The following is a 23,288-nucleotide window of genomic DNA, read 5'->3' on the forward strand; positions in this document are numbered from 1 at the left end:
GGTTGACGAAAAGCGCGGCTGAAATCAAAACCAAGGCAGGTTCTGGAGTGTGAGCATGGACTTCGAGGCATTTTTCAAGAGCGAACTGGACGGCCTTCACGGCGAAGGCCGTTACCGGGTGTTCGCCGATCTCGAGAGACATCGCGGCAATTTTCCCCGCGCCACGCGCCATACTCCCGATGGTCCGAAGGAAGTGACCGTCTGGTGTTCCAACGATTATCTCGGCATGGGCCAGCACCCCGCCGTGATCGAGGCGATGAAAGAAGCCATCGATCACTGTGGCGCGGGTGCGGGAGGCACCCGGAATATTTCTGGCACGACGCACTACCACGTGGTTCTCGAGCAGGAACTCGCGGACCTGCACGGCAAGGAAGCGGCGCTGATCTTCAATTCCGGCTATATGTCGAACTGGGCAACGCTTGGCACGCTCGGCCAGAAGATTCCCGGCCTGATCATTTTCTCCGACGCGCTGAACCACGCCTCGATGATCGAGGGCATTCGTTATGCCAAGTGCGAACGGGTGATCTGGAAGCACAACGACCTCAACGACCTCGAGGCAAAGCTGGCGGCAGCCGATCCGAACGCGCCGAAGCTGATCGCCTTCGAAAGCATTTATTCGATGGATGGCGACATCTCACCGATCAAGGAAATCTGCGACCTCGCCGACAAATACGGCGCGATGACCTATCTCGACGAAGTGCATGCGGTCGGCATGTACGGCCCGCGCGGCGGCGGCATCGCCGAACGCGAAGGCCTGATGGACCGCCTGACGATCATCGAAGGCACGCTCGGCAAGTCCTTCGGCGTGATGGGAGGTTATATCGCCGCTTCGACGGCGCTCTGTGATTTCATCCGTTCCTTTGCCTCGGGCTTCATCTTCACGACGGCACTGCCGCCGACGCTGGCAGCCGGGGCGATCGCCTCGATCCGGCACCTGAAGGCAAGCCCTTTCGAGCGGGTCCGCCATCAGGACCGTGTCCGCAAGCTGCGCACGATGCTGGATCAACAGGGTATTCCGCACATGCACAACCCGAGCCATATCGTGCCGGTCATGGTCGGCGATGCGGCCAAGTGCAAATGGATCTCGGACATCCTGCTCGATACCTGCGGCGTCTATGTGCAGCCGATCAACTATCCGACCGTGCCGCGCAAGACCGAACGCCTGCGTATCACCCCGACGCCGCTGCATAGCGATGCGGACATCGAACACCTAGTCGGCTCGCTGCACCAGCTCTGGTCGCGCTGCGCGCTGGCGCGGCACGTGGCTTGACGACGGCTTGCCCCATCACCTGAAGAGGCGGCCTACCCCCTCACCAACAAAATCTACGACTTAGCTTCACTAAGATCGTGATTTTGTAACCTCTCCCGCAAGGGGAGAGGCAGGCTGCGGCGGCGCGGCACCCTTATCTCTCCCCCTGCGGGAGAGAAAGTGATTTCAACATCTTAGCGAAGCTAAGTGTTAGAAATCGCAAGTGAGGGGATGTTCGTGGGCAACCAAGCCCAATACCGCCCTAAGCAGCCATTTCCCTCTGAGCAATAATCTCTCCGGCACGACGCCTTGCCTCGGCATCCGCCGCGAAAACCTCATCCATCGTCGCTGCGGGCGGATGGCCCGCCATGTCGTCCATCACCTGTTCGGCGACATCCGCCATGTTGAGAAAACCGATGCGGCCGGCGCAGAAGGCGTGGAAGGCGATCTCTTCGGCAGCGTTCATCACCGCGCCCTGTACGCCACCGCGTTCCAGAGCCGTGCGCGCCAGTCTCAGCGCGGGGAAACGAACCTCGTCCGGTGCCTCGAAATCCAGCCTTGCGAGCCTGGCGAAATCCAGCCGCTCGACATCGAGCTCCGGACGGTTCGGGTAGGCGAGCGCATAACCGATCGCGGTGCGCATGTCCGGACAGCCGAGCTGCGCCAGCACCGACCCGTCCCTGTATCCGACCATCGAATGAATGACCGATTGCGGATGGACGATCACCTCGATCTGGTCCGGCCGCAGATCGAAGAGATGTTTCGCCTCGATCATCTCCAGCGCCTTGTTGAACATCGAGGCGCTGCCGATCGAGATTTTCAGGCCCATCGACCAATTGGGATGGGCGCGGGCGATATCAGCGGTAACGCCGGCCATCTGTTCGCGGCCCCAGGTGCGGAAAGGCCCACCCGAGGCGGTGAGCACGATGCGCTCGACCGCGTGATGCTGGTCGTCTTCCAGCGACTGGAAGATGGCGCTGTGTTCGCTGTCGACCGGGATCAACCGCCCGCCGCCCTCAGTGACCGCCCTGACGAACAGTTCGCCGGCGGAGACCAGACATTCCTTGTTGGCGAGCGCGATATCGGCGCCACGTTCGGCGGCGGCCAGCGTCGGGGCAAGCCCAGCGGTGCCGACGATTGCCGCCATGACCCAGTCGGACGGACGCGCCCCCGCCTCGATCAGCGCCTCGCGGCCGGCGGCGACCTCGATGCCGCTGCCAGCAAGCGCGTCCTTCAGTGCCGCATACTGGCGGTCATCGGCAGTGACGGCCAGTTTTGCACCACATGCCTTCGCCTGATCTGCCAGAAGCGCGATATTGCTGTTGCCGGTGATGGCGACGACCTCAAAGGCCTCGCGGCCGCCGAGCTGGTTCACCACATCCAACGTATTGACGCCGATCGAGCCGGTGGAACCGAGGATGCTGATGCGGCGCTTGCCGGTTTCGGCCATGCTGTCTTCCATTTCCTAAAGCTGCCGTTGGTCTACAAGCGAAAGCCACGGCTCACAAGAGCGGGCTTGAATTCGGCCCGGCTGCGACCAAGTGCAGCTTGCACGACGGGTACTCTTTGCGCGAAGTGGGGCGATGAGCGAACACCGTGAAATCCAGACGACTTGCGTGATCGCCGGCGCCGGCCCGGCGGGGCTGATGCTCGGTCTCCTGCTGGCGCGGGCCGGCGTCGATGTCACGGTCGTCGAAAAGCACGCCGATTTCCTGCGCGATTTTCGTGGCGACACGATCCATCCCTCGACGCTGGAGGTGATGCACGAACTCGGCCTGGTCGACGAATTCCTCAAATTGCCTCACACGCGAGCACCGAAGCTTTCGGCCGAAATGGGCGGCAAGACGATCACCATCGCGGATTTTTCGCGGCTGCCGGTCAGGAACCGCTTCATCGCCTTCATGCCGCAATGGGATTTTCTGAGTTTTCTTGCCGAGAAGGCGCAAAATTATCCGAACTTCCGGCTGATCATGCAGGCGCAGGTGGTGGACGTGCTGGAGGACCGAGGCGCAATTTCGGGCCTCATCCTGGAGACGCCGGAAGGAGAACTCACCATCCGCTCGACGCTTGTCGTCGGCGCCGATGGCCGCAATTCGGTCGTGCGGGAAAAGGCGGGGCTCGATGTCGAGAGTTTCGGCATGCCGAGCGAAGTCGTCTGGATGAAGCTGTCGAAACAGAAGGGTGATCCGAACGAGGTGATGGGCCATGCCGGACCGCGCCAGGGTTTCGTGCTGATCGACCGCGGCGACTATTGGCAATGCGGGTATGTGATCCGCCGCACCACGTTCGCCGACATCCGCGGGAAGGGCATCGAGCCTTTTCGGCAGATGGTGATCGACGTTTCACCGCTGCCGGCCGAGCGGATGCAGGAGGTCCGCAGTTTCGACGACACCAACCTGCTGACGGTGCGCATCGACCGGCTGAAGCAGTGGTGGCGGACGGGGTTGATCTGCATCGGCGACGCGGCGCATGCGATGTCGCCGATCGGCGGCGTCGGCGTCAATCTGGCGATCCAGGATGCGGTGGCGGCTGCCAATATCCTGGCCGCACCGCTGCGCGAGGGGGGCCTTGCCGATGCCGATCTCGCCGCCGTCGAAAAGCGCCGCGGGTTTCCGACCAGGGCGACGCAGAAGCTGCAGCTGATGATGAGGAGCAGCCGGCGCACCGATAAGGGAGACGACCGGAAGCGCAAGGGCCCGCCGGCCTTCATCCGGGGCATTGCCCGCTTTCCGCTGCTCGCCCATCTGGCCGGCCGGCTGATCGGGCTCGGTTTCCGCATGGAGCACGTGCGGGTAAAACAAGGCAACCTTTGACGGCCCGGCGTCGTTGATCGGCAAAACAATCGAGGCTTTGCCATGCTCATGCTCGGAAGAATGCTGACGATGGCGATGGCGCTGCTGGGCGGGGTCTTCTTTTCCCAGGCGCCGGAATTCGCCCAGCAATACCGTCAGCGGATCGGCGGCGCGCTCGACGAGCTCAAGATCATGATCTCGGAATTCGACGCCCAGGCCAACCACAACGGCCTCGACCGCCAGGAGGCGCTCAACATCTATTCCGCCTCGCCGCAGCCCTTCCTGCGCAATCAGGGCGAAGCGATGCGGCGGACCTTTTCGCGTTACGAGATGCTCGCCGAGCAACAGAAGGAGCTGACCCTGGCGCCGCCTTTCACCAAGCCGTTCGTGGTGATGCGCAATCCCGATTCGACGACGTTTGCAAATGCTTGGCGGGATTTCGTGCCCGCCGTGCCGGTGGATTTCGCAGGCCTCACCTGGGCGGCGGGCGGATTGTTCTGCGGCTGGCTGAGCGCGGCACTTCTCGGCGCCGCCCGCCGCGGCGCCTTTCGCTTGGTAAGGCGGCCGAAACGGATGGACCAGACGTCGACGATTGCCTGATAAACGAGGCTGGTGATCCCAGATGGATTCGAACCATCGGCCTCAGGATTAGGAATCCTGCGCTCTATCCTGCTGAGCTATGGGACCACGTTAGGAATTCCATACAAAAGGCGAGGCGTTTAGCCAAGCCTTTTCCTTTCCCTCATTCCGTCAACCGCTGTTCGGCGAGCCGAACCCAGTAGGAAATGCCGTAGGAAATCGCCTCGTCGTCGAAATCGTAATGCGGGTTGTGCAGCGCTGCCGTGTCGCCGTTGCCGATGAAGATGAAGGCGCCGGGGCGGCGTTTCAGCATGAAGGCGAAATCCTCGCCGGCCATGGTCGGATCGACATTGGTGTCGACGTTGGAGGCGCCGACCACTTCCGTCGCGACGCCGATCGCGTGGTCGGTCTCCAGGTCGTGGTTGAAGGTGACCGGACACTGGCGGTAATAATCGATCTCGGCCTCGGCGCCGTGGGCGCTGACGATGCCTTCGACGATCTGGCGGATGCGGTTTTCGGCAAGATCGCGGTTCTCCTCGCTGAGCGTCCGGACCGTGCCCCAGAGCGTCGCCTGGTCGGGGATGATGTTATAGGCGGTGCCGGCGTCGAAACGGGTCACCGAAATGACGACCGAGCGGACCGGGTCCGCGTTACGGGCGGCGATCGCCTGCAGGCTGCCGACCAGCTGCGAGCCGATGAAGATCGGGTCGATGGTCCTGTGCGGCTGGGCCGCGTGGCCGCCGCGGCCCTTGATGGTGATGGTAAAGCGGTCGGGGGCTGCCATGATGCCGCCCTTGCGGATGGCGAACTGGCCGAGCGGAATGCCGGGCATGTTGTGCATGCCGTAGACTTCCTCGATGCCGAAACGCTCCATCATGCCGTCGTCGACCATCGCCAGCGCACCGGCGCCGCCCTCTTCGGCGGGCTGGAAGATCAGCGCCACGGTACCGTTGAAATTGCGGGTTTCGGCGAGGTATTTCGCCGCACCCAGGAGCATCGACGTGTGCCCGTCATGGCCGCAGGCGTGCATCTTGCCGGGGACCTTCGAAGCCCAGGGTTTGCCGGTGATTTCGGTGAGCGGCAGCGCGTCCATATCGGCGCGCAGCCCGATCGTGCGGCCGCCCGGCCCCTTTCCGCGAATGATGCCGACGACGCCGGTACGGCCGATGCCCGGTACGACTTCGTCGACGCCGAATTCCTTCAGCTTCTGTTCCACAAAGGAGGCGGTGTTCTCGACCTCGTAAAGAATCTCGGGATTTTCATGAAGATATCGTCGCCACTCGCTGACTTCGCCCTGAAGTTCGGCGGCTCGGTTCAAAATCGGCATAATGTTCCCTGTTGCTGGCTGGTCACGCGGTTATGACAAGTCCTCCCGCCCGGAGTGTGCCTGTCATGATTGACGTAATCAATCTTCTTTGCCATTGCTTGGCCACATAGGCCGCATATGCGCCACACTCGTTAAAGCCGCAACAACGAGGGACACCCTTGCCGACTTCAAGCCTCCGATCCGTGTCCGCCACCCGGCTGATTTCTGCCGTTACGGCCATTGGGCTTTTCGTATCCGCAGGAAGCGCCGCGGCCAATCCCAAGATGGTGATCGACGCCCGGACCGGTAAGGTGATCGCCCATGAGGACGCGTTTCTGAAATGGTATCCGGCCTCGCTGACCAAGCTGATGACCGCATACGTCACCTTCAAGGCGTTGAAGTCCGGCAGGCTTACGCTCGATACGCCCATCGTGATGAGCAAGAAGGCGACCGATCAGCCGGCGAGCAAGATGTATTTCAAGCCGGGCTCCAAGCTCACCATGGACAGCGCCTTGAAAATCCTGCTCGTCAAGTCGGCCAACGACGTGGCGGTCGCGGTCGCCGAGACGGTCGGCGGTTCGCTCGACCAGTTCGTGGCGATGATGAACAGCCAGGCCCAGGCGCTCGGGATGACCTCGACGCGCTATATCAACCCCCATGGCCTGCCCGGCAAGGGCCAGTATTCGACAGCGCGCGATCTTGCGCTGCTGACGCTGCGCCTGAAGCAGGATTTTCCGGAATATCAGAGCTATTTTTCGCTCGAGGGCATCGATACCGGCGCCAAGCAATATCCGAACTTCAATACGCTGATCGGCCGTTTCGATGGCGCCGACGGAATGAAGACCGGTTTCATCTGCGCCTCCGGCTTCAATCAGGTCGGTTCGGCGACGCGCGACGGCCGCACGGTGATCTCCGTGGTGCTGGGGTCCGACAGCCTTGCCGGCCGCGCTGACGACACCGCCAACCTTCTGCAGCAGGGATTGACCTCGCCGTCGAGCCAGGGCGTGCCGCTGACATCGCTGCAGCCCTATGGAGACATGGCCGAGGTCAACGACGTCAGCGCCACGATCTGCAATCCGCAGGCGGCCAAGGTGCGCAGCGAAACCCGTGACGATGCCGGCCGGACGGTCCAGCATTCGCCCTATATCCATGAGATGGACCGCCCGCCCGTCTACAGCTTCGCCGGTCTTATTCCCGGCAGCGAACAGATCGCTTCAACCAAGGGCAAGAACGAGATCGCCAACGTGCCGATCCCGCAGCCGCGCCCGACATTCTGAACGAGAACAGGTCATGTCTTCTGCCCGCAGCCGGATTCCCGTCTCCATCCTCACCGGGTTTCTCGGCGCTGGAAAATCGACGCTGCTGAACCGTATCCTCAAGGATCCGGGCACCAGCGATACGGCCGTGATCATCAACGAGTTCGGCGAAGTCGGGATCGACAATTTTCTGGTCGAAGCTTCGGGCGACGCGTTGCTGGAGATCGCCAATGGCTGCCTCTGCTGCACGGTGCGCGGCGAGCTGGTGGATTCGCTCGCTTCGATCATGGACGGCATCCAGACGGGCCGGCTGAGGCCGATCCGCCGCGTCGTGATCGAAACGACGGGCCTTGCGGACCCGGCGCCGGTCATGCAGTCGGTGATGGGCAATCCGGTCATCGCGCAGAATTTCGAGCTCGACGGCGTCATCACCGTCGTCGATGCGGTGAACGGCGTGTCGACGCTGGACCGTCATCAGGAGGCCGTGAAGCAGGTGGCGGTGGCCGACCGGCTGATCATCTCAAAACTGTCGATGGCGGATCACTCCCAGCTGGCCGCGCTGAAAAGCCGGCTTGCGGCGCTCAACCCGCGGGCGCCGATTGTCGATGGCGACAGCGAAGCGGCCGGCACGGCGGCCATTCTGGTGAACGGCCTCTACGATCCGGCGACGAAGATCGCCGATGTCGATCGCTGGCTGCACGACGAGCTGGCGAACGATGCCGAGGCGCATCATAACCAGGATCACGGTCATGATCACCACGATGATCATCGTCACGGCCATGAACATAACCATGACCACCACGGGCATGGCCATCACCACCATCATCATGACGTGAACCGCCATGGCGACGACATTCGCTCCTTCTCGATCATCCACGACAAGCCGATCGATCCGATGGCGATCGAGATGTTCATCGACCTCCTGCGCTCAGCGCATGGCGAGAAACTGCTCCGGATGAAGGCGATCGTGGCGCTTTCCGACAATCCGGAACGGCCGCTGGTGCTGCATGGGGTACAGAGCGTCTTCCATCCGCCGCAGCGCCTGCCGAAGTGGCCCGACGGCTCGGACCGGCGCACGCGCATGGTGCTGATCACCCAAGGGCTTGAAGAAACCTTCGTCTCGGATCTTTTCGCGGCATTTACAGGCCAGCCCCGCGTCGACCGGCCGGACCGCGCTGCGCTGGAAGACAATCCGCTTGCCGTTCCCGGCCTGCGGATGTAGGCCCGCTCAACCCTTGCGGATCAGAAAACGGTGCCCCGTCTCGGTCTTTTCCGAGCGGACCAGTTGGTGGCCTTCCTGGTTGCAGAAATGCGGGATGTCGATGCCGGCCAGGGGATCGGTGGTTTCGATCACAAGCTCCGTGCCGCTCTCCATGCCTTTCAGCCGGCGGCGCGTCTTCAGGACGGGCAGCGGACACTTCAGGCCTCTCAGATCGTAGAGGCCTGCGGTCTCAAAGCTCATTCCTGGCTCCAGAACTTCCAGAACGGCTTCTTCTTTTCCTCGCTGATCGGCGGTGCCGCGTAGGCGAGCGGGTTCTGGGCCGGGATCGGAACCGTGGTCGTCGTGCCCTGCGCCGTTGTGACAGTGGGGACCGTACCGGTGCTCTGCGCGGCATTGCTCTGGGCGATCGGGCCGGCTCCCGGCAGGCGGTCCTGCTTCATGCGATCGGCGGCGGTGCCGGGACGAAACGTGACGGGCGCGGCGGAGGCAAGCATGGTATTGGCCGGCTTGTTCTGGGAGGCCATCCGCTTTTCCATCATATCGCGGAATTCGGACTGGCTCAGCAGCTTGCCGGCTTCCAGCGAGGTTCCGGTCGGCGCATAGGCGATGTCGCGGCCCTTGCGCTTGCCGGCAACCACGGCCTTGCGCTCGGCTTCGGTCGGCTCATACCAGACCTTGCCGTCGAAATTCTCGAGCGCCTTGGCGTAGGCGACCTGGTAGGTCTTTTCGTAGGAGGTCAGCGCAGCCGAGAGGGCCGGCGGCGTGGACATGGGCGGGCAGGCTGTGGCAGGCGCAAATGTGCCGTTGCTGTCGACCTGCTGGTTGAAGACATACTTCTTTTCGCAGACGTTGACTTCCGGCGGGCGCTTGGTGACTTCGAAATGATCGAAGCCGGTCTTCAGCATTTTCCAGAAATCATAATTCTGGCTGTCGCGGTGGCGCGCCATGTTCTCCGCGTTCATCCGGAAGGGGAGAGCCTGGAGCTGCACGGAGGTCTGGCCGCCCTTGAAGGCGTCGCGGGCGAAGGCGTAGATTTCCAGAACCTGCTCGTCGGTCATCGAATAACAGCCGGACGACGAGCAGGCGCCGTGGATCATCAGGTTCGATCCGCTGCGGCCGTTGGCGGCATCGTAGCGGTTCGGGAAGCCGGTATTGATGGCGAGGTAATATTTCGAATTCGGGTTCAGGTGCGCCGGCGTCAGGTTATAGAAGCCTTCCGGAGCCTGGCGGTCGCCTTCCTTGACTTTCGGGCCGAGCTTTCCGGACCAGGCGCAGATGTCGTAGCTCTTGATCACCTCGAAGCGGTTGTCGGCCCTTGCCTTCCATACTTCCAGCTTGCCCTCTTCCTTGAGGATGCGGACCATGATCGGCGAATTGCGCGGCATGTTCTTCTTCTGCATCTCGGTGAGAATGCTCGAAGGCAGGGGCTGCTCGACCTTGTTCTTGACGCTCTTCAGGTCGATGCTCGCGGAATCGAGCGTGTCGTTGCAGCCCGTCAGGGCGGTTGCCACGAGGAGAGCAAAAGCGATGTGTTTCAGGCGCATCGGTACGGACCACATAGACTTGGAACGACGAACGAATTCGGTACAGGACTTCTATGAATAAAGCGGTAATCTTTACATATTCTTAACCGCTTGCGCCGGCCTGTCCAGCAAAACCGCCCAGGCCCCAATGTTATCAGCAATATGGCCAAATTTGGCTATTGGCGTGACGGAGACCGGAAGATCAGAGATTGCGGCCGATATCGAGGAATTTCTGCCGGCGTGCAGCCCGCACTTCTTCGCCCGAGAGCCTTCCGAGATCTTCCAGGGCCGAAGCGATGATCTTGCCCGTCGCGCTGATGACGGTTTCGGGTTCGCGATGCGCGCCGCCGACCGGTTCGGGGATGATGTCGTCGATAATGCCGAGGCCCTTCAGGTCTTCGGCGGTGATCTTCATGTTGGTCGCCGCCTCGCGGGCGCGGGTCGAATCGCGCCACAGGATGGAGGCCGCGCCTTCGGGGGAGATGACCGAATAGATCGAATGCTCGAGCATGTAGACGCGGTTGCCGGTGGCGATCGCGATTGCTCCGCCGGAGCCGCCTTCGCCGATCACGACCGAAACCATCGGCACTTTCAGGCCCAGGCACATTTCGGTCGAGCGGGCGATGGCTTCCGCCTGGCCGCGTTCCTCGGCGCCGACGCCCGGATAGGCGCCTGCCGTATCGATGAGGGTGATGACGGGCAGGTGGAAACGATCGGCCATCTCCATGATCCGGATCGCCTTGCGATAGCCTTCCGGACGCGGGCTGCCGAAATTGTGCTTCAGGCGGGTCTTGGTGTCATGGCCCTTTTCCTGGCCGATGACGGCGACGGGCATGCCGTTGAAGCGGGCAAGGCCTGCCTGGATGGCGGCATCCTCGCCGAAATTGCGATCGCCGGCGAGCGGCGTGAAATCGGTGAACAGATGGGCGGAGTAATCGACGAAATGCGGACGCTGCGGATGGCGCGCGACCTGCGTTTTCTCCCAGGCGCCGAGCTTGGAATAGATTTCCCGGGTCGCTTCCCTGACGCGGGTCTCCAACCTGCCGATTTCCTCGGACGTATCGATGCTTTCGTCCTCGGAGGCGAGCTTTTTGAGCTCGTGGATCTTGCCCTCGAGGTCCGAGATGGGCTTTTCGAAATCGAGATAAGTCTGCATGAGAGCCGGTTTCCGGTTGTTTTATCTCAGGAACACACAGTTCCCATTTTCTGTTTGGGGCCTCTAATCCCGGTTTTTGGCCTGTTTTGCAAGAGGGTGGTGTGTTTGAACCAGCTCTCGCAGCCTTTCTTCCAGAACATGCGTGTAGATTTGAGTGGTGGAAATGTCCGAATGGCCGAGCAGTTCCTGCACAACGCGCAGGTCCGCGCCGTTCTGGAGGAGGTGGCTTGCGAAGGCATGGCGCATCACATGCGGAGAGATTGCGGCCGTGCGAAGTCCGGCGCGCGCCGCCAGGCCCTTGAGGTCGCGGGCAAACACCTGCCTTGGCAAATACCCCTCCTTGCCGGCGGACGGGAAGAGCCAGGGACTGTCGCCTGTCTTGGCGAGCGAGGCCTGCCGGGCCTGGCCATAGGGCCCGAGAGCCGCGATCGCCGACCTGGATAGCGGCACCAGCCGTTCCTTGTTGCCCTTGCCGCGGATGATCAGGAAACGTCCTTCCTGGTCGAGAACCTTGACCGGTAGCGACACGAGCTCGCTGACGCGCATGCCGGTTGCGTAGAGAAGTTCGAGCAGCGCCAGCATTCTGAGCCGCGCAAGCTGATCCGGTCCGGGTTCGGCGGCTTCCTTGGCAGCCAGGTCCAGGAGCCGCGTCACGTCGTCCTCGCTCATGATCTTCGGCAGCGAGCGGCCTTTTTTCGGTGCGTCGAGGATGGCGGTCGGATCGTCGCCGCGCAGGCCCTCGGCATAGAGGAACTTGTAGAACTGCCGCATGGCCGACAGTTTTCTCGCCTGAGACGAGGCAGCAAAACCCTGGGCGCCGAGATGGGCGAGATAGGCGGAGAGATTGGCGCTTTGCGCCGTCAGGGCCGAAACGTTGCCGGCGGCGAGGAAGGACTGCAGATCTTCGAGGTCGCGTTCGTAGGATGCGAGCGTGTTGCCGGCGGCACCCCGTTCGGCGCTCATCATCTCGAGAAAGGCTTCGATATGGGCTCGGGAAAGGTCGGCCATCTACCTGCCGTTAATGTTGCGGCGTTGCCGGGTTCAACCGTTCGGAAGGAATGCGCACGGTCACGTCGCGCTCGCGCGGATCCACCAGCATGACGAGAGCCACCATGCTTCCATAAACGATGCCTGCGATCGCCGCCAGCACGAAGAGGAAACGGAAAAGGGTGGGCATAAAGGACTCCCGGAGTTGCGCCGCAATATATCGATAAAGGTTTACATATCGGCAAGAACAAACAATCCCCCGCATTCTTTGAGGGTTGCGACGGCTTGACGCTGCCGATGCATTTGTCGATACCGTTTTTCGAAATGGACCTGACAATGATAGAAGTCGCAACTCCACTCAGCGAAAAGGCGCGCGCCGTCCTCGGCAAGCGCAACCTGATCTTCGTCGGGCTGATGGGGGCCGGCAAATCGGCGATCGGCCGGCTGGTGGCGCAGACCCTTTCCATTCCTTTCATCGATACGGATGCGGAGATCGAAAAGGTTTCGCGCATGACCATCAGCGAACTCTTCGCTGCCTACGGCGAGGTGGAGTTCAGGGCGCTGGAAACCCGCGTCATCGAACGCCTGCTCAGGGGCGGTCCCCGCGTGGTTTCGACCGGCGGCGGTGCCTTCATCAACGAGAACACCCGCCACCAGATCAAGATCGGCGGCATTTCCATCTGGCTGAAGGCGGATCTCGACGTTTTGTGGGAGCGGGTGAACAAACGCGACCACCGGCCGTTGCTGAAGACCGAGAACCCCAGGCAGACGCTCGAAAATCTGATGATCCAGCGTTATCCGATCTATGCCGAGGCCGATGTGACGGTACTGTCCGAAAACGTCCGCAAGGACGTGATGGTCAACGAGGTACTTTCCGCTGTGGCCAATCTGCCCGGCGAAAGTGAATTGCCCAGCGAAGGTGAATTGCAATGAACATGTCTTCCCGATCCGAGGGCCGTAACGCCGAGCGTCTGGTGCATGTGCCGCTCGGCGAACGGGCCTATGACATCCTGATCGGCCCCGGCCTGATCACGCGTGCCGGCGGCGAGATCACCGCGCGGCTGAAGGGCCGCAAGGCGGCTATCGTCACCGACGAGCACGTCGCGCCGCTTTATCTCGAAGCGCTGATGGACAGCCTGCAGACGGACGGGATCGAAGCCGTCTCGCTGACGCTGCCGCCCGGCGAGAAGACCAAGAGCTTCGAACATCTGGCGACCGTTACCGACATGGTGCTGTCAGCCCGTATCGAGCGCAACGACGCGGTGATCGCGCTCGGCGGCGGCGTGATCGGCGACCTTGCCGGCTTTGCTGCCGGCATCGTCAGGCGCGGCGTGCGTTTCGTGCAGATCCCGACCTCGCTTCTGGCGCAGGTCGATTCGTCGGTCGGCGGCAAGACCGGTATCAACACCCGGCATGGCAAGAACCTGCTTGGCGTCTTCCACCAGCCGGACCTCGTTCTCGCCGATACCGCGGCGCTCGATTCGCTCTCCGAGCGCGAATTCCGGGCCGGTTATGCGGAAGTGGCGAAATACGGACTGATCGACCAGCCGGATTTCTTCGCCTGGCTCGAAAAGAACTGGAAGGCCGTATTTGCGGGCGGCCCGGAGCGGATCGAGGCGATCGCGATCAGCTGCCAAGCGAAATCCGACGTGGTGGTCGAGGACGAGCGCGAGACCGGCCGCCGGGCGCTGCTCAATCTCGGCCATACGTTCGGTCACGCGCTGGAGGCGGCAACCGAATATGACAGCAGCCGCCTCGTGCATGGCGAAGGCGTCGCGGTCGGCATGGTTCTCGCGCATCAGTTCTCGGCGCGCATGAACCTTGCAAGCCCGGACGACGCGGCACGGGTCACGGCCCATCTGAAAGCCGTCGGCCTGCCGACGTCGATGAGCGATATTCCCGGAAAGCTGCCGCCGACGGAAAAGCTGCTGGACGCGATTGCGCAGGACAAGAAGGTACAGAGCGGCAAGCTCACCTTCATCCTGACCCACGGCATCGGCCAGTCCTTCGTCGCCAACGACGTTCCGTCGTCCGAGGTCTTGAGCTTCCTGGAGGAAAAGCGGCCGAAATGACGTCCAAACAGGGCCTCAAGTCGCGTGCTGTCAACGCGGTGATCCGCGGACTTCTTCGCGCGTTCGGCGCTTCCCTGTCCGAGCAGACGCTCGCCCTTTCCAGCCATGACGATCTGCATGCCGCTCTCGACCTCGTTCATCGTGAGGGGAATTTCGACAAGCAGGATCGCGACCGGCTGAGCGGCCTCTTCGAACTCGAGGAGCTCGAAGTCTCCGACGTGATGCGGCATCGCACGGTGATGCGGGCGGTCAATGCCGACGATCCGCCGGAAGTGGCGGTCCGCACCGTGCTCGAAAGCCCCTATACGCGCATGCCGCTCTGGCGCAATTCGACCGAGAACATCATCGGCGTCGTGCATGCCAAGGACCTGCTCCGGGCGCTCGCCGAGCCGAATGTCGAGCCCGAAAACCTCGACATCGTCAAGATCGCCCAGAAGCCCTGGTTCGTGCCGGACAGCACCAGCCTCAAGGACCAGCTCAGCGCCTTCCTGCGGCGCAAGGGGCATTTCGCCGTCGTCGTCGACGAATATGGCGAGGTGCAGGGCATCGTCACGCTGGAAGACATCCTCGAGGAAATCGTCGGCGACATTGCCGACGAGCACGATATCGAGATCCAGGGCGTGCGCCAGGAAGCGGACGGATCGATCGTCGTCGACGGTTCGGTGCCGATCCGCGACCTGAACCGCGCGCTCGACTGGAGCCTGCCGGATGCGGAAGCAACCACGATCGCCGGCCTCGTCATCCACGAGTCGAAGCTGATCCCGGAAGAACGGCAGGCGTTTACGTTCTATGGGAAGCGTTTCACGGTGATGAAGCGGGAGAAGAACCGCATCACGCGGCTGAGGATACGGCCTGCGGAAGATGTGACGCTGCCGGCGGAGTAGATTTTGTGGAACGAAAGCCCTTTAGTCTAGCGCTGAAATTCTCGGCTACCGGCGTATAGTTGCCATCTCTGTCATAGCCGCAAATGCTAAGCGCTTGGGTTGTTAAACATCGCCGGCAAATATGTCCCGCCGTTCTCCAGGTCTGTGGCGCGCTGTTGCAGCCAATATAGAAACTTGTGGATCGAGGTGGTGGTTTGATCACCATTGCCAGCACTAAACGAGTATTTTTCCGATTCTCCGCTTTCAATCAGATGTGTGATGTACTCAATCTTGTCGTCGAGGTCTTTGGCTGGGATTGTGGCGACGTTGGTCTCATTCATCGAATTGTTTTCGAGATTGTCGGCATAGAGTCCCGGGTTGGCCTGCCTTTGCGCGCTCAATTCCGCTGCAGCGCGCGCTGCATTTGCATGAATTGCGGCGACTTCCGCCTTCATCGCTTCTGTCGGCTGAAACCCAACGACAGGTGGCAAGCGTTTCACCTCAATACCAGCATATCTGGAAGGATCCCGTTTTTCTTGAAGCTCCCGCCTTGTCGGGAGGCGGGACTCAGCGAGCCTATTCTGGATTTGGCTGTCAAGATAACCTGCGGCGTCAATTTGGCGGGCAGCGTCTATCCTCTGCTCATCAGGCCATGAGTCGGGCGTGACCAGGAAAGCCTTTGCCTTGAACTCCTCTTCCGGGTCAGCAATGCCGGCGCGCAGCCTTGCCTTGAGGTCCTCTCGCGCATTGATCAGCTGCTCGTCAGCGACCAACTCCTCTTCGCTGTAGCGGATCGATCCGGCTTGTATGACGAGGGCTTCGATTTCTTTCGTCGGCGCGCCATTTGCAACGGCTGCTTGGACTCTTTTTGCGGCATCTTCACGCGCTTGAAATGTGCTTCCCGACTGAGCCCGTAGATTTCGGGAATAGTCCAGACCAGTTGCATGTGATGCTATCGACGAGACCAATTTATCCACTCCCGAAAGTTGACGATAACTCGGCGTTTGCTATCAACCGTGGCTTGTGCAAAGCTGAATTCTGCACGGAGAGAATTTCCAGGGCCTAGCGTCTCCCGCCAGTTATTGGGAAGTAGTGTCAGGTCGGCCAAAGCGATGTCTCACAAGGAATGATGCCCGTACCTTGGTCTCTCACCCCGCCATCCCTATCTAAGCCCAGCTACCAGCGCGTCGGTTCGCCCGGTGCCGAGGCTTCCACCGCCAGAGCGTGGAGGCCGGCGTCGAGTTCCGGCTTCAGCAGCGCATTCACCGTCCGATGCCGGTCGAGCCGGCTCATTCCGGAAAACTTTTTCGAAACGATGCGGACCCGCATATGGGTCTCGCCGGTTCCGGTGATGTCGGGCTGATGGCCGGCGTGCTGATGGCTTTCATCGATGACGACCAGCCGTTCCGGTTCGAGATTGTCGGTGAGCGTGATTTCGATCCGGGATTTGACGGACATTTCGGTCTCCGTTGCGACGCAAAAGGGGCATCCCACAAACCAGTAAGAAAGGACTTTGTCAATTCTTGCCGCGCCCTGTTCGTCGCCCCATAATGAGGGCCTTATGAAACTAGATTCCAAATATTTCGACCGCATCCGGACGCGCAAGAACAGGCAGCAGGAAGCTGTGCCTGAAGCGCCCACCTGCCAGTGGGACGGATGCGACAAGCCCGGCGTCCATCGCGCTCCCGTGGGCCGCAACGCGGAAGGCCAGTTCTTTCTGTTCTGCTTCGAACACGTCAGGGAATACAACAAGGGCTATAATTATTTCTCCGGCCTGTCGGACAGCGAGATCGCCCGCTACCAGAAAGAGGCGATCACCGGCCATCGGCCGACCTGGACCGTCGGCGTCAACAAGGCCGCCAAGGATGCGCCGCTTCATTCCACGGCGCGCTCAGGTGCTGCCGGCGCTACCGGCACCCAGCAGCGCTTCCGGGATCCGTTCGGCTTCGTGTCGAGTGCGCGGGCGGCCGGCCCCCGTTTCCAGACGCAGGGGCGCAAGCTGAAGACACTGGAAGCCAAAGCCTTCGATACGATGGAGTTGGCGGCCAATGCGTCGGCTGCGGAGATCAAGACCCGCTACAAGGAACTGGTCAAGAAACACCATCCGGATGCGAATGGCGGCGACCGCGGTTCGGAAGAACGTTTTCGTGCCGTCATTCAAGCATATCAGTTGTTGAAGCAGGCGGGTTTCTGCTAAGCCGTAAAAATTATGGCAGTGAGGATGACGGCCGGGCGGCGGCTCGCGCCTTGGAGAGACGATGAGTAAGATTGATCTAGATATTTCAAACCTTCCCGATACCACCGTTTCGGTCAGGGAAGTCTTCGGCATCGACAGCGATATCAGGGTTCCGGCATATAGCAGCGGCGACCCTTACGTTCCGGATCTCGACCCGGACTATCTTTTCGACCGCGACACGACGCTCGCCATTCTCGCAGGCTTTGCGCATAACCGACGTGTCATGGTGTCCGGCTTCCACGGCACCGGCAAGTCCACCCATATCGAGCAGGTCGCCGCACGCCTCAACTGGCCATGCGTGCGTATCAACCTTGATAGTCATGTCAGCCGTATCGATCTCGTCGGCAAGGACGCGATCGTGCTGAAGGACGGCAAGCAGGTCACCGAATTCAAGGACGGCATCCTGCCCTGGGCCTACCAGCACAATGTCGCGCTCGTCTTCGACGAATACGATGCCGGTCGCCCGGACGTGATGTTCGTCATCCAGCGCGTTCTCGAATCCTCCGGCCGCCTGACGCTGCTCGACCAGAGCCGCGTTATCCGTCCTCACCCGGCATTCCGCATCTTCGCGACCGCCAATACGGTGGGTCTCGGCGATACGACCGGCCTCTATCATGGCACGCAGCAGATCAACCAGGCGCAGATGGACCGCTGGTCGATCGTGACGACGCTGAACTATCTGCCGCACCAGAAGGAAGTCGATATCGTCGCCGCCAAGGTCAAGTCTTTCGGTCGTACGGCCGAGGGCCGCGAGACGGTGTCGAAGATGGTGCGCGTCGCGGATCTTACCCGTTCGGCCTTCATCAACGGCGATCTCTCGACCGTCATGAGCCCGCGTACCGTCATCACCTGGGCGGAAAACGCCGAGATATTCGGTGATATCGCGTTCGCCTTCCGCATCACCTTCCTCAACAAGTGCGACGAACTGGAACGCACGCTGGTCGCCGAACAGTACCAGCGCGCCTTCGGTGTCGAGCTGAAGGAAAGTGCCGCCAACATCGTTCTCGGAGCCTGAGCGGAGACGAGATCATGGCAGGTCGCGGAGACAATTCGAAAGCCAAATCCGGCGGTCCGGTTGATACCGAACCTTTGCGGCGGGCGATTACCGGCTGCGTGAGGTCGATTGCCGGTGACGCGGAAGTCGAGGTCACGTTCGCAAACGAACGTCCGGGCCTTGCCGGCGAGCGCATCCGCCTGCCGGAAATCTCCAAGCGGCCGACGGCACACGAGCTCGCGGTCACCCGCGGGCTCGGCGATTCCATGGCGCTGCGGATTGCCTGCCACGATACGAACGTGCATGCGAACATGTCGCCCCAGGGTGCTGACGCACGCGTGGTCTTCGATGCCGTCGAGCAGGCGCGCGTCGAATCGATCGGCGCATTGCGCATGGCCGGCATGGCATCGAACATCAGTTCAATGCATGCCGAAAAATACTCGAAGGCGAATTTTTCGGGCATCGAACGGCAGGAAGACGCACCGATCGGCGAAGCGGTCGCCATGCTGGTGCGCGAAAAGCTGACCGGCATCAAGCCGCCGCCGAGCGCGGGCAAGGTGCTGGATCTCTGGCGCCCGTTCATCGAGGACAAGGCGGCCGGCGACCTCGACAACCTCCGAAACGTGATCGAGGACCAGCAGGCGTTCGCCAAGCTGGTGCGGCACATGCTCACCTCCATGCAGATGGCGGAGGAGTTTGCCGACGAGGACGCCGAGCCGGAGGAGATGGAGAACCCGGACCAGGAAGACCAGCCGCGCAGCAACGAGACCGAGAACGACGAGGTCGAGGAAGAAGCCGGCTCCGACGCCGCACCTGCCGAGCAGAGCGACGCTTCCGACGAGGAAATGGACGACGGCGAGATGGACGGCGCGGAAATGTCCGACGACGACATGTCGGACGACAGCGACGAACATTCGGAAACACCCGGCGAAACCCGGCGGCCCAACAGCCCGTTCGACGACTTCAACGAGAAGGTCGACTACAAGATCTTCACCCAGGAATTCGACGAGGAAATCACGGCCGAAGAGCTTTGCGACGAAGCGGAACTCGACCGGCTGCGGGCTTTCCTCGACAAGCAGCTTGCCCATCTTCAGGGCGCCGTCGGCCGGCTTGCCAATCGCCTGCAGCGCCGCCTGATGGCCCAGCAGAACCGCTCCTGGGACTTCGATCTCGAAGAGGGATATCTCGATCCGGCCCGGCTGGTGCGCCTGATCATCGATCCGATGCAGCCGCTCTCCTTCAAGAAGGAGCGGGATACGCAGTTCCGCGATACGGTCGTGACGCTGGTCATCGACAATTCCGGCTCGATGCGCGGCCGGCCGATCACGGTCGCCGCCACCTGCGCCGATATCCTTGCCCGCACGCTGGAGCGCTGCGGCGTCAAGGTCGAGATCCTCGGCTTCACCACAAAAGCCTGGAAGGGTGGGCAGGCGCGCGAAAAGTGGCTGGCAAACGGCAAACCGCCGGCGCCCGGCCGCCTCAACGACCTGCGCCATATCGTCTACAAGTCAGCTGATGCGCCGTGGCGCCGTTCGCGCCGCAATCTCGGCCTGATGATGCGCGAAGGCCTGCTCAAGGAAAACATCGACGGCGAGGCGCTGATGTGGGCGCATAACCGCCTGATCGCCCGTCGCGAGCAGCGCAAGATCCTGATGATGATCTCGGATGGCGCGCCGGTCGACGATTCGACGCTGTCGGTCAATCCCGGCAATTATCTCGAGCGGCACCTGCGCGCCGTGATCGAACAGATCGAGACGCGCTCGCCGGTGGAGTTGCTGGCGATCGGCATCGGCCACGACGTGACGCGCTACTATCGCAAGGCCGTGACGATCGTCGATGCGGACGAGCTTGCCGGGGCGATGACCGAGCAGCTTGCCGAACTGTTTGCGGAAAACGGCAGGCAGCAGGGCCGCATGCGACGGGCCAGCTGAGGTCCGCCGCTTGAAACTTTCCCGCCTCGTCGTCTGCGCCGGCCTTTTCGGCGCCATCGCTTCCCCGGTGGCGCCTGCCACCGACAATGTCTCGGTCAGGGCTCGGGCTATCACCGAATTCAAGCGCGGTTCGGCGGAAACGCGCTTCGGTTCGCTCGAATTTCTCGGTGGGATCGAATTTTCGTCACCTGATAGTCGGCTTCAGTCGCTGTCGAGCATCCGCTTTCGCGCCGATGGCGAAAGGTTCGTGTCGGTGCTCGATACCGGTTCCTGGCTGACCGGCCGCGTTGAGCGGGATGCGAAGGGGCGTCTCGCCAACCTCACCGATCTCGCCATCAACCCGATCCTCATCCGTGGCGGCCGGGTCGGCTCGAAATACAATTCGGACGCCGAGGGGCTGGCGGTGCGGGACGGCCAGGCGATCGTCAGCTTCGAGCAGTTGCACCGCGTCGATGCCTATCCCGATCCGGGGTTCGAAACATCGGCGCCTCAGAAGAGCCTCGATCTGCCCATTCCCCGCCACGAATTCCGGATGAATGCGGGCATGGAGACGGTGGCGGTGTCACCTCAGGCAAGTCCGCTCAAGGGGGCGCCTGTTGCGGTCACCGAGCATAGCCTCGATGACCGGGGCAACCTTTTCGCCGCGATCCTGGAAGGGCCGCTCAAGGGCGTGTTCACGGTGGTGCGGCACGATCCGTTCGACGCGACCGACGGGGGCTTTCTGCCGAACGGTGATTTCCTGCTGCTGGAACGCCGCTTCAGCTTCATCGGCGGCCTCGGCATGCGCATTCGCCTGATCAAGGGCGACAGCATCCGTCCCGGCGCTGCGGTGGATGGGGACGTGCTTCTCGAAGCCGATATGGGCTATGCGATCGACAACATGGAAGGGCTCGACGTCATCACCGGGCCGGAGGGCAAGCCGCATCTGATCCTGATTTCGGATGACAACGGCAATCTGCTGCAGCGTAACGTGATGCTGGAATTCCGCCTGACGCAGTGATGCCAGGCGGAATGCTCCTTGAGCTCAGCGGGCCGGGGCGACCTGCGGCATCGGCTTCAGCACGTTCATCAGGGCGCCATAGGGCAGGAGAAGAACGACGCCGACCAGGATCTTGACCACGAGGTCGCCGAGCGCCCAGGAGATCCAGCGCGGGGCTTCTGCGGCAAACGCGCCGAGGAGCGGTGCGGACTGGATCGCGAAGTCTTCGTTCGGGCCGATGAAGACGAAGAGCGGGGCGAAGGCCAGCGAGAAGAACAGCAGCGTGTCGAGCGCCGAACCGAGCAGGGAGCCAGCGAGCGGCGCGCGCCACCAGGTCTGGCGGCGGAGCCGATTGAACACGGAGATGTCGAGAAGCTGGCCGACCAGATAGGCGGTGCCCGAGGCGATGGCGATGCGCGGGGCGGAGGCCAGGAACGACAGCGTCACGCCGACGACAAAGCCTGCGAGAACGACGCGTCGGGCGATCGAAGGCCCGAACTGCCGGTTGGCGAGATCGGTCACCAGGAAGGCAAAGGGATAGATAAAGGCGCCCCAGGTCAGAAGATCGCCGAGGGCGATGCCCCAGAACGTGCCGACGACCGGGAACTGGACCAGGAAGTTCGACGCGACCACGACGGCCGCCATCAGCAGGGCATAGATGAAAGTATAGCGTGAGCTCAGCATTTTTTTATCCTGGGTGATGCCACCAGTTGGAGTTCTATGAAGGCCAAGAGAAAAGGCCTGGCCGGTATTACCCGCTCAAGCCTTGTTCAAAGCCGGATGATTTGTCGTCAGGCCGATTAAGCCGCAGCAGCGACTTCGGCGGTCTTCTTGACGATCTGGCGGCGCAGCAGGCGGGCGCGCATCGACAGTTCGGTCTCGTCGGACTTCAACAGGAAGGCATCGAGGCCGCCACGATGTTCGACGGAGCGCAGAGCGTGTGCCGAGACGCGCAGGCGATAACGCTGGCCGAGTGCGTCGGAGATCAACGTAACCTGGCACAGGTTCGGCAGGAACCGACGGCGGGTCTTGTTGTTGGCGTGGCTTACGTTGTTGCCGGTCTGAACGCCCTTGCCGGTCAGTTCGCACACACGAGACATGGATACACCTTTGTTCTTCTGCAATCGGATGGTACTTCCGGACAATGCCGGTGCGCCGATCCAACTGGTCCTGAGTGGAAAGTTGCGGTTCTATAGTCAGTGGGGCTCGTCGCGTCAAGCCAAAACCTTGACCTAACCCCAAGAGAATCCGCCGCCAGTGCCGTGAAGCCGCTATTTTCTTGCCATGATGCACCGTCTATATGTCTGCGGGAAGACGCTTTTCGGCGTCCTCATCGGTCAGGGCAAAATCATGAACCTTCGCGGCAGCTTCGTCAGTGCCTTCGTGCTCGTCTTCGGGTTCACGGCCAATCCGCTCGGCTCGGCGGAAATCCGGCATGTCAGCGAATACAATATCTCGCTCGGGATACTGCCGATCGCCAAGGCGTCTTTTGCCAGCGAATTCAACAGCAGCGACTACAAGATCACCGGAACGTTCAGATCGGCGGGGATCGTCAACATCATCAGCCGCATCTCCGCCGAAACCAGCGTCAGCGGGCGCATGCAGGCCGACAAGCTGCAGGCCGATCGCTACAACCTCGTCTACAGCGCCGGAAAACGCACGCGCATCTACGATGTCGAATACCGCAACGGCAATGTCACCGGGACGACGGTCAAGCCCGAGCCGACCCGCAATCCGGAGACCTGGATTCCCGTGACCGAAAAGGACCTGCGTGCCGTCCTGGACCCTTTGAGCGGCCTCATCTTCCCGGGCGACGCCAAGGTCTGCCCCAGCCGGCTGCCGATCTATGACGGTGAGTCGCGCATGGACCTGGTGCTGACGCCGAAGGGCACCAGGCCGTTTTCGACCGACGGCTTCAAGGGCGAGGCGATCGTCTGTTCGATCAGCTACCTTCCGAGATCGGGCTTCAAGCGCGGGCGCAGCGATATCGAATACCTGCGCAAGACGCCGATGGAAATCTGGTTTGCCAAGGCGCAGTCGGTAAATGTATATGCTCCGGTCTATGCCGTCATCCCGACCAGGATGGGGCAGGTTTATGTGACGGCCGTCAAATATGGCGGCTGACTAAAGCGCCCGTCCGGGC

At 61.8% G+C, this 23,288-nt stretch carries 23 protein-coding genes, 1 tRNA gene and 1 pseudogene; 13 read left to right on the forward strand and 12 right to left on the reverse strand.

Annotated features, from left to right (window positions below; translation table 11 throughout):
• Positions 1 to 55 precede the first annotated feature (55 nt).
• Positions 56 to 1,270: a 5-aminolevulinate synthase gene (gene hemA, locus C5J24_RS28050; RefSeq protein WP_046637191.1), complete on the forward strand. Its 1,215-nt coding sequence runs from the start codon at positions 56 to 58 to the stop codon at positions 1,268 to 1,270.
• Between the two features lie 241 nt (positions 1,271 to 1,511).
• Here hemA and dxr read toward each other — a convergent pair whose 3' ends face one another.
• Complete coding sequence (dxr, locus tag C5J24_RS28055; RefSeq protein WP_105422680.1) at positions 1,512 to 2,699, reverse strand: 1-deoxy-D-xylulose-5-phosphate reductoisomerase; 1,188 nt, start codon at positions 2,697 to 2,699, stop codon at positions 1,512 to 1,514.
• A gap of 133 nt (positions 2,700 to 2,832) precedes the next feature.
• On the opposite strand from dxr, the gene C5J24_RS28060 reads away from it, so the two are divergent.
• Together C5J24_RS28060 and C5J24_RS28065 are read left to right on the forward strand one after the other, a co-directional pair.
• Positions 2,833 to 4,062 carry an FAD-dependent oxidoreductase gene (locus C5J24_RS28060; protein ID WP_105422682.1) on the forward strand — a complete coding sequence of 410 codons (1,230 nt, stop codon included), beginning with the start codon at positions 2,833 to 2,835 and terminating at the stop codon, positions 4,060 to 4,062.
• A 42-nt stretch (positions 4,063 to 4,104) separates the two neighbouring features.
• Positions 4,105 to 4,641, forward strand: coding sequence for a DUF2937 family protein (locus C5J24_RS28065; RefSeq protein ID WP_105422684.1), 537 nt, complete (start codon positions 4,105 to 4,107; stop codon positions 4,639 to 4,641).
• Between the two features lie 10 nt (positions 4,642 to 4,651).
• Here the strand turns inward: C5J24_RS28065 and C5J24_RS28070 are convergent.
• Both C5J24_RS28070 and C5J24_RS28075 read right to left on the reverse strand, forming a co-directional pair.
• A tRNA-Arg gene (locus tag C5J24_RS28070) sits at positions 4,652 to 4,728 on the reverse strand.
• 55 nt (positions 4,729 to 4,783) lie between these two features.
• Positions 4,784 to 5,947, reverse strand: a complete 1,164-nt coding sequence (locus C5J24_RS28075; protein ID WP_046665041.1) for a M20 aminoacylase family protein — start codon at positions 5,945 to 5,947, stop codon at positions 4,784 to 4,786.
• A 158-nt stretch (positions 5,948 to 6,105) separates the two neighbouring features.
• Here C5J24_RS28075 and C5J24_RS28080 point away from each other — a divergent pair, with 158 nt between their 5' ends.
• Both C5J24_RS28080 and C5J24_RS28085 read left to right on the forward strand, forming a co-directional pair.
• On the forward strand, positions 6,106 to 7,203 hold the full coding sequence (locus C5J24_RS28080) for a D-alanyl-D-alanine carboxypeptidase family protein (protein WP_105422686.1): 1,098 nt from the start codon (positions 6,106 to 6,108) through the stop codon (positions 7,201 to 7,203).
• A gap of 13 nt (positions 7,204 to 7,216) precedes the next feature.
• The gene (locus tag C5J24_RS28085; RefSeq protein WP_105422688.1) at positions 7,217 to 8,404 is read left to right on the forward strand and encodes a GTP-binding protein; all 1,188 of its coding nucleotides are present in this window, start codon (positions 7,217 to 7,219) and stop codon (positions 8,402 to 8,404) included.
• A gap of 6 nt (positions 8,405 to 8,410) precedes the next feature.
• On the opposite strand, the gene C5J24_RS28090 is transcribed toward C5J24_RS28085, so the two are convergent.
• The 5 genes from C5J24_RS28090 to C5J24_RS28110 all read right to left on the reverse strand — a co-directional run bounded on the left by C5J24_RS28090 (position 8,411) and on the right by C5J24_RS28110 (position 12,260).
• Positions 8,411 to 8,644 (reverse strand): sulfurtransferase TusA family protein, encoded by a 234-nt coding sequence (locus tag C5J24_RS28090; protein WP_105422690.1) that lies wholly within the window; start codon positions 8,642 to 8,644, stop codon positions 8,411 to 8,413.
• Positions 8,641 to 9,948 carry a murein L,D-transpeptidase family protein gene (locus C5J24_RS28095; protein ID WP_105422797.1) on the reverse strand — a complete coding sequence of 436 codons (1,308 nt, stop codon included), beginning with the start codon at positions 9,946 to 9,948 and terminating at the stop codon, positions 8,641 to 8,643. The genes C5J24_RS28090 and C5J24_RS28095 overlap by 4 nt, the downstream gene beginning before the upstream one ends.
• Before the next feature lie 181 nt (positions 9,949 to 10,129).
• A complete protein-coding gene (locus C5J24_RS28100) occupies positions 10,130 to 11,083 on the reverse strand; it encodes an acetyl-CoA carboxylase carboxyltransferase subunit alpha (protein ID WP_105422692.1) in 954 nt (317 codons plus the stop codon).
• A 63-nt stretch (positions 11,084 to 11,146) separates the two neighbouring features.
• Positions 11,147 to 12,091 (reverse strand): site-specific tyrosine recombinase XerD, encoded by a 945-nt coding sequence (gene xerD / locus C5J24_RS28105; RefSeq protein WP_105422694.1) that lies wholly within the window; start codon positions 12,089 to 12,091, stop codon positions 11,147 to 11,149.
• Positions 12,092 to 12,101: 10 nt separating this feature from the next.
• Complete coding sequence (locus C5J24_RS28110; RefSeq protein WP_105422696.1) at positions 12,102 to 12,260, reverse strand: hypothetical protein; 159 nt, start codon at positions 12,258 to 12,260, stop codon at positions 12,102 to 12,104.
• Between the two features lie 134 nt (positions 12,261 to 12,394).
• On the opposite strand from C5J24_RS28110, the gene C5J24_RS28115 reads away from it, so the two are divergent.
• From C5J24_RS28115 to C5J24_RS28125, 3 genes and pseudogenes are all read left to right on the forward strand, one after another.
• Complete coding sequence (locus tag C5J24_RS28115) at positions 12,395 to 13,003, forward strand: shikimate kinase (RefSeq protein ID WP_105422799.1); 609 nt, start codon at positions 12,395 to 12,397, stop codon at positions 13,001 to 13,003.
• On the forward strand, positions 13,000 to 14,142 hold the full coding sequence (gene aroB / locus C5J24_RS28120) for a 3-dehydroquinate synthase (protein ID WP_205836982.1): 1,143 nt from the start codon (positions 13,000 to 13,002) through the stop codon (positions 14,140 to 14,142). Before C5J24_RS28115 ends, aroB begins: the two co-directional genes overlap by 4 nt.
• Positions 14,143 to 14,153: 11 nt before the next feature.
• Positions 14,154 to 15,026, forward strand: a pseudogene (locus tag C5J24_RS28125) (HlyC/CorC family transporter); the annotation flags it as partial.
• Between the two features lie 86 nt (positions 15,027 to 15,112).
• On the opposite strand, the gene C5J24_RS28130 reads toward C5J24_RS28125, so the two are convergent.
• Positions 15,113 to 15,973, reverse strand: coding sequence for a hypothetical protein (locus C5J24_RS28130; protein WP_172724170.1), 861 nt, complete (start codon positions 15,971 to 15,973; stop codon positions 15,113 to 15,115).
• A 208-nt stretch (positions 15,974 to 16,181) separates the two neighbouring features.
• Positions 16,182 to 16,463 (reverse strand): BolA family transcriptional regulator, encoded by a 282-nt coding sequence (locus C5J24_RS28135; protein ID WP_007753730.1) that lies wholly within the window; start codon positions 16,461 to 16,463, stop codon positions 16,182 to 16,184.
• 103 nt (positions 16,464 to 16,566) lie between these two features.
• Here C5J24_RS28135 and C5J24_RS28140 point away from each other — a divergent pair, with 103 nt between their 5' ends.
• From C5J24_RS28140 to C5J24_RS28155, 4 genes are all read left to right on the forward strand, one after another.
• On the forward strand, positions 16,567 to 17,202 hold the full coding sequence (locus C5J24_RS28140; RefSeq protein WP_105405319.1) for a J domain-containing protein: 636 nt from the start codon (positions 16,567 to 16,569) through the stop codon (positions 17,200 to 17,202).
• 61 nt (positions 17,203 to 17,263) lie between these two features.
• Positions 17,264 to 18,256, forward strand: coding sequence for a cobaltochelatase subunit CobS (gene cobS, locus C5J24_RS28145; protein WP_038546380.1), 993 nt, complete (start codon positions 17,264 to 17,266; stop codon positions 18,254 to 18,256).
• 14 nt (positions 18,257 to 18,270) lie between these two features.
• Positions 18,271 to 20,166: a cobaltochelatase subunit CobT gene (cobT, locus tag C5J24_RS28150; RefSeq protein WP_105422700.1), complete on the forward strand. Its 1,896-nt coding sequence runs from the start codon at positions 18,271 to 18,273 to the stop codon at positions 20,164 to 20,166.
• A gap of 10 nt (positions 20,167 to 20,176) precedes the next feature.
• Positions 20,177 to 21,166, forward strand: a complete 990-nt coding sequence (locus C5J24_RS28155; protein WP_105422702.1) for an esterase-like activity of phytase family protein — start codon at positions 20,177 to 20,179, stop codon at positions 21,164 to 21,166.
• Between the two features lie 24 nt (positions 21,167 to 21,190).
• On the opposite strand, the gene C5J24_RS28160 is transcribed toward C5J24_RS28155, so the two are convergent.
• Together C5J24_RS28160 and rpmB are read right to left on the reverse strand one after the other, a co-directional pair.
• Complete coding sequence (locus C5J24_RS28160) at positions 21,191 to 21,829, reverse strand: queuosine precursor transporter (protein WP_105422704.1); 639 nt, start codon at positions 21,827 to 21,829, stop codon at positions 21,191 to 21,193.
• 116 nt (positions 21,830 to 21,945) lie between these two features.
• Positions 21,946 to 22,245 carry a 50S ribosomal protein L28 gene (rpmB, locus tag C5J24_RS28165; RefSeq protein ID WP_037081685.1) on the reverse strand — a complete coding sequence of 100 codons (300 nt, stop codon included), beginning with the start codon at positions 22,243 to 22,245 and terminating at the stop codon, positions 21,946 to 21,948.
• 250 nt (positions 22,246 to 22,495) lie between these two features.
• On the opposite strand from rpmB, the gene C5J24_RS28170 reads away from it, so the two are divergent.
• Positions 22,496 to 23,269: a DUF3108 domain-containing protein gene (locus tag C5J24_RS28170; protein WP_105422803.1), complete on the forward strand. Its 774-nt coding sequence runs from the start codon at positions 22,496 to 22,498 to the stop codon at positions 23,267 to 23,269.
• Positions 23,270 to 23,288 lie beyond the last annotated feature (19 nt).

It is taken from the genome of Neorhizobium sp. T25_27, assembly GCF_002968565.1.
GTDB lineage: Bacteria > Pseudomonadota > Alphaproteobacteria > Rhizobiales > Rhizobiaceae > Neorhizobium > Neorhizobium tomejilense.

Bases quoted from the DNA above. Each gene is read 5' to 3' on its own strand.
- hemA (WP_046637191.1), top strand. From the start codon at position 56: ATGGACTTCGAGGCATTTTTCAAGAGCGAACTGGACGGCCTTCACGGC.
- dxr (WP_105422680.1), bottom strand. From the start codon at position 2,699: ATGGCCGAAACCGGCAAGCGCCGCATCAGCATCCTCGGTTCCACCGGC.
- C5J24_RS28060 (WP_105422682.1), top strand. From the start codon at position 2,833: ATGAGCGAACACCGTGAAATCCAGACGACTTGCGTGATCGCCGGCGCC.
- C5J24_RS28065 (WP_105422684.1), top strand. From the start codon at position 4,105: ATGCTCATGCTCGGAAGAATGCTGACGATGGCGATGGCGCTGCTGGGC.
- C5J24_RS28075 (WP_046665041.1), bottom strand. From the start codon at position 5,947: ATGCCGATTTTGAACCGAGCCGCCGAACTTCAGGGCGAAGTCAGCGAG.
- C5J24_RS28085 (WP_105422688.1), top strand. From the start codon at position 7,217: ATGTCTTCTGCCCGCAGCCGGATTCCCGTCTCCATCCTCACCGGGTTT.
- C5J24_RS28090 (WP_105422690.1), bottom strand. From the start codon at position 8,644: ATGAGCTTTGAGACCGCAGGCCTCTACGATCTGAGAGGCCTGAAGTGT.
- C5J24_RS28095 (WP_105422797.1), bottom strand. From the start codon at position 9,948: ATGCGCCTGAAACACATCGCTTTTGCTCTCCTCGTGGCAACCGCCCTG.
- C5J24_RS28100 (WP_105422692.1), bottom strand. From the start codon at position 11,083: ATGCAGACTTATCTCGATTTCGAAAAGCCCATCTCGGACCTCGAGGGC.
- xerD (WP_105422694.1), bottom strand. From the start codon at position 12,091: ATGGCCGACCTTTCCCGAGCCCATATCGAAGCCTTTCTCGAGATGATG.
- C5J24_RS28110 (WP_105422696.1), bottom strand. From the start codon at position 12,260: ATGCCCACCCTTTTCCGTTTCCTCTTCGTGCTGGCGGCGATCGCAGGC.
- C5J24_RS28115 (WP_105422799.1), top strand. From the start codon at position 12,395: ATGGACCTGACAATGATAGAAGTCGCAACTCCACTCAGCGAAAAGGCG.
- aroB (WP_205836982.1), top strand. From the start codon at position 13,000: ATGAACATGTCTTCCCGATCCGAGGGCCGTAACGCCGAGCGTCTGGTG.
- C5J24_RS28135 (WP_007753730.1), bottom strand. From the start codon at position 16,463: ATGTCCGTCAAATCCCGGATCGAAATCACGCTCACCGACAATCTCGAA.
- C5J24_RS28140 (WP_105405319.1), top strand. From the start codon at position 16,567: ATGAAACTAGATTCCAAATATTTCGACCGCATCCGGACGCGCAAGAAC.
- cobS (WP_038546380.1), top strand. From the start codon at position 17,264: ATGAGTAAGATTGATCTAGATATTTCAAACCTTCCCGATACCACCGTT.
- cobT (WP_105422700.1), top strand. From the start codon at position 18,271: ATGGCAGGTCGCGGAGACAATTCGAAAGCCAAATCCGGCGGTCCGGTT.
- C5J24_RS28160 (WP_105422704.1), bottom strand. From the start codon at position 21,829: ATGCTGAGCTCACGCTATACTTTCATCTATGCCCTGCTGATGGCGGCC.
- rpmB (WP_037081685.1), bottom strand. From the start codon at position 22,245: ATGTCTCGTGTGTGCGAACTGACCGGCAAGGGCGTTCAGACCGGCAAC.
- C5J24_RS28170 (WP_105422803.1), top strand. From the start codon at position 22,496: ATGAACCTTCGCGGCAGCTTCGTCAGTGCCTTCGTGCTCGTCTTCGGG.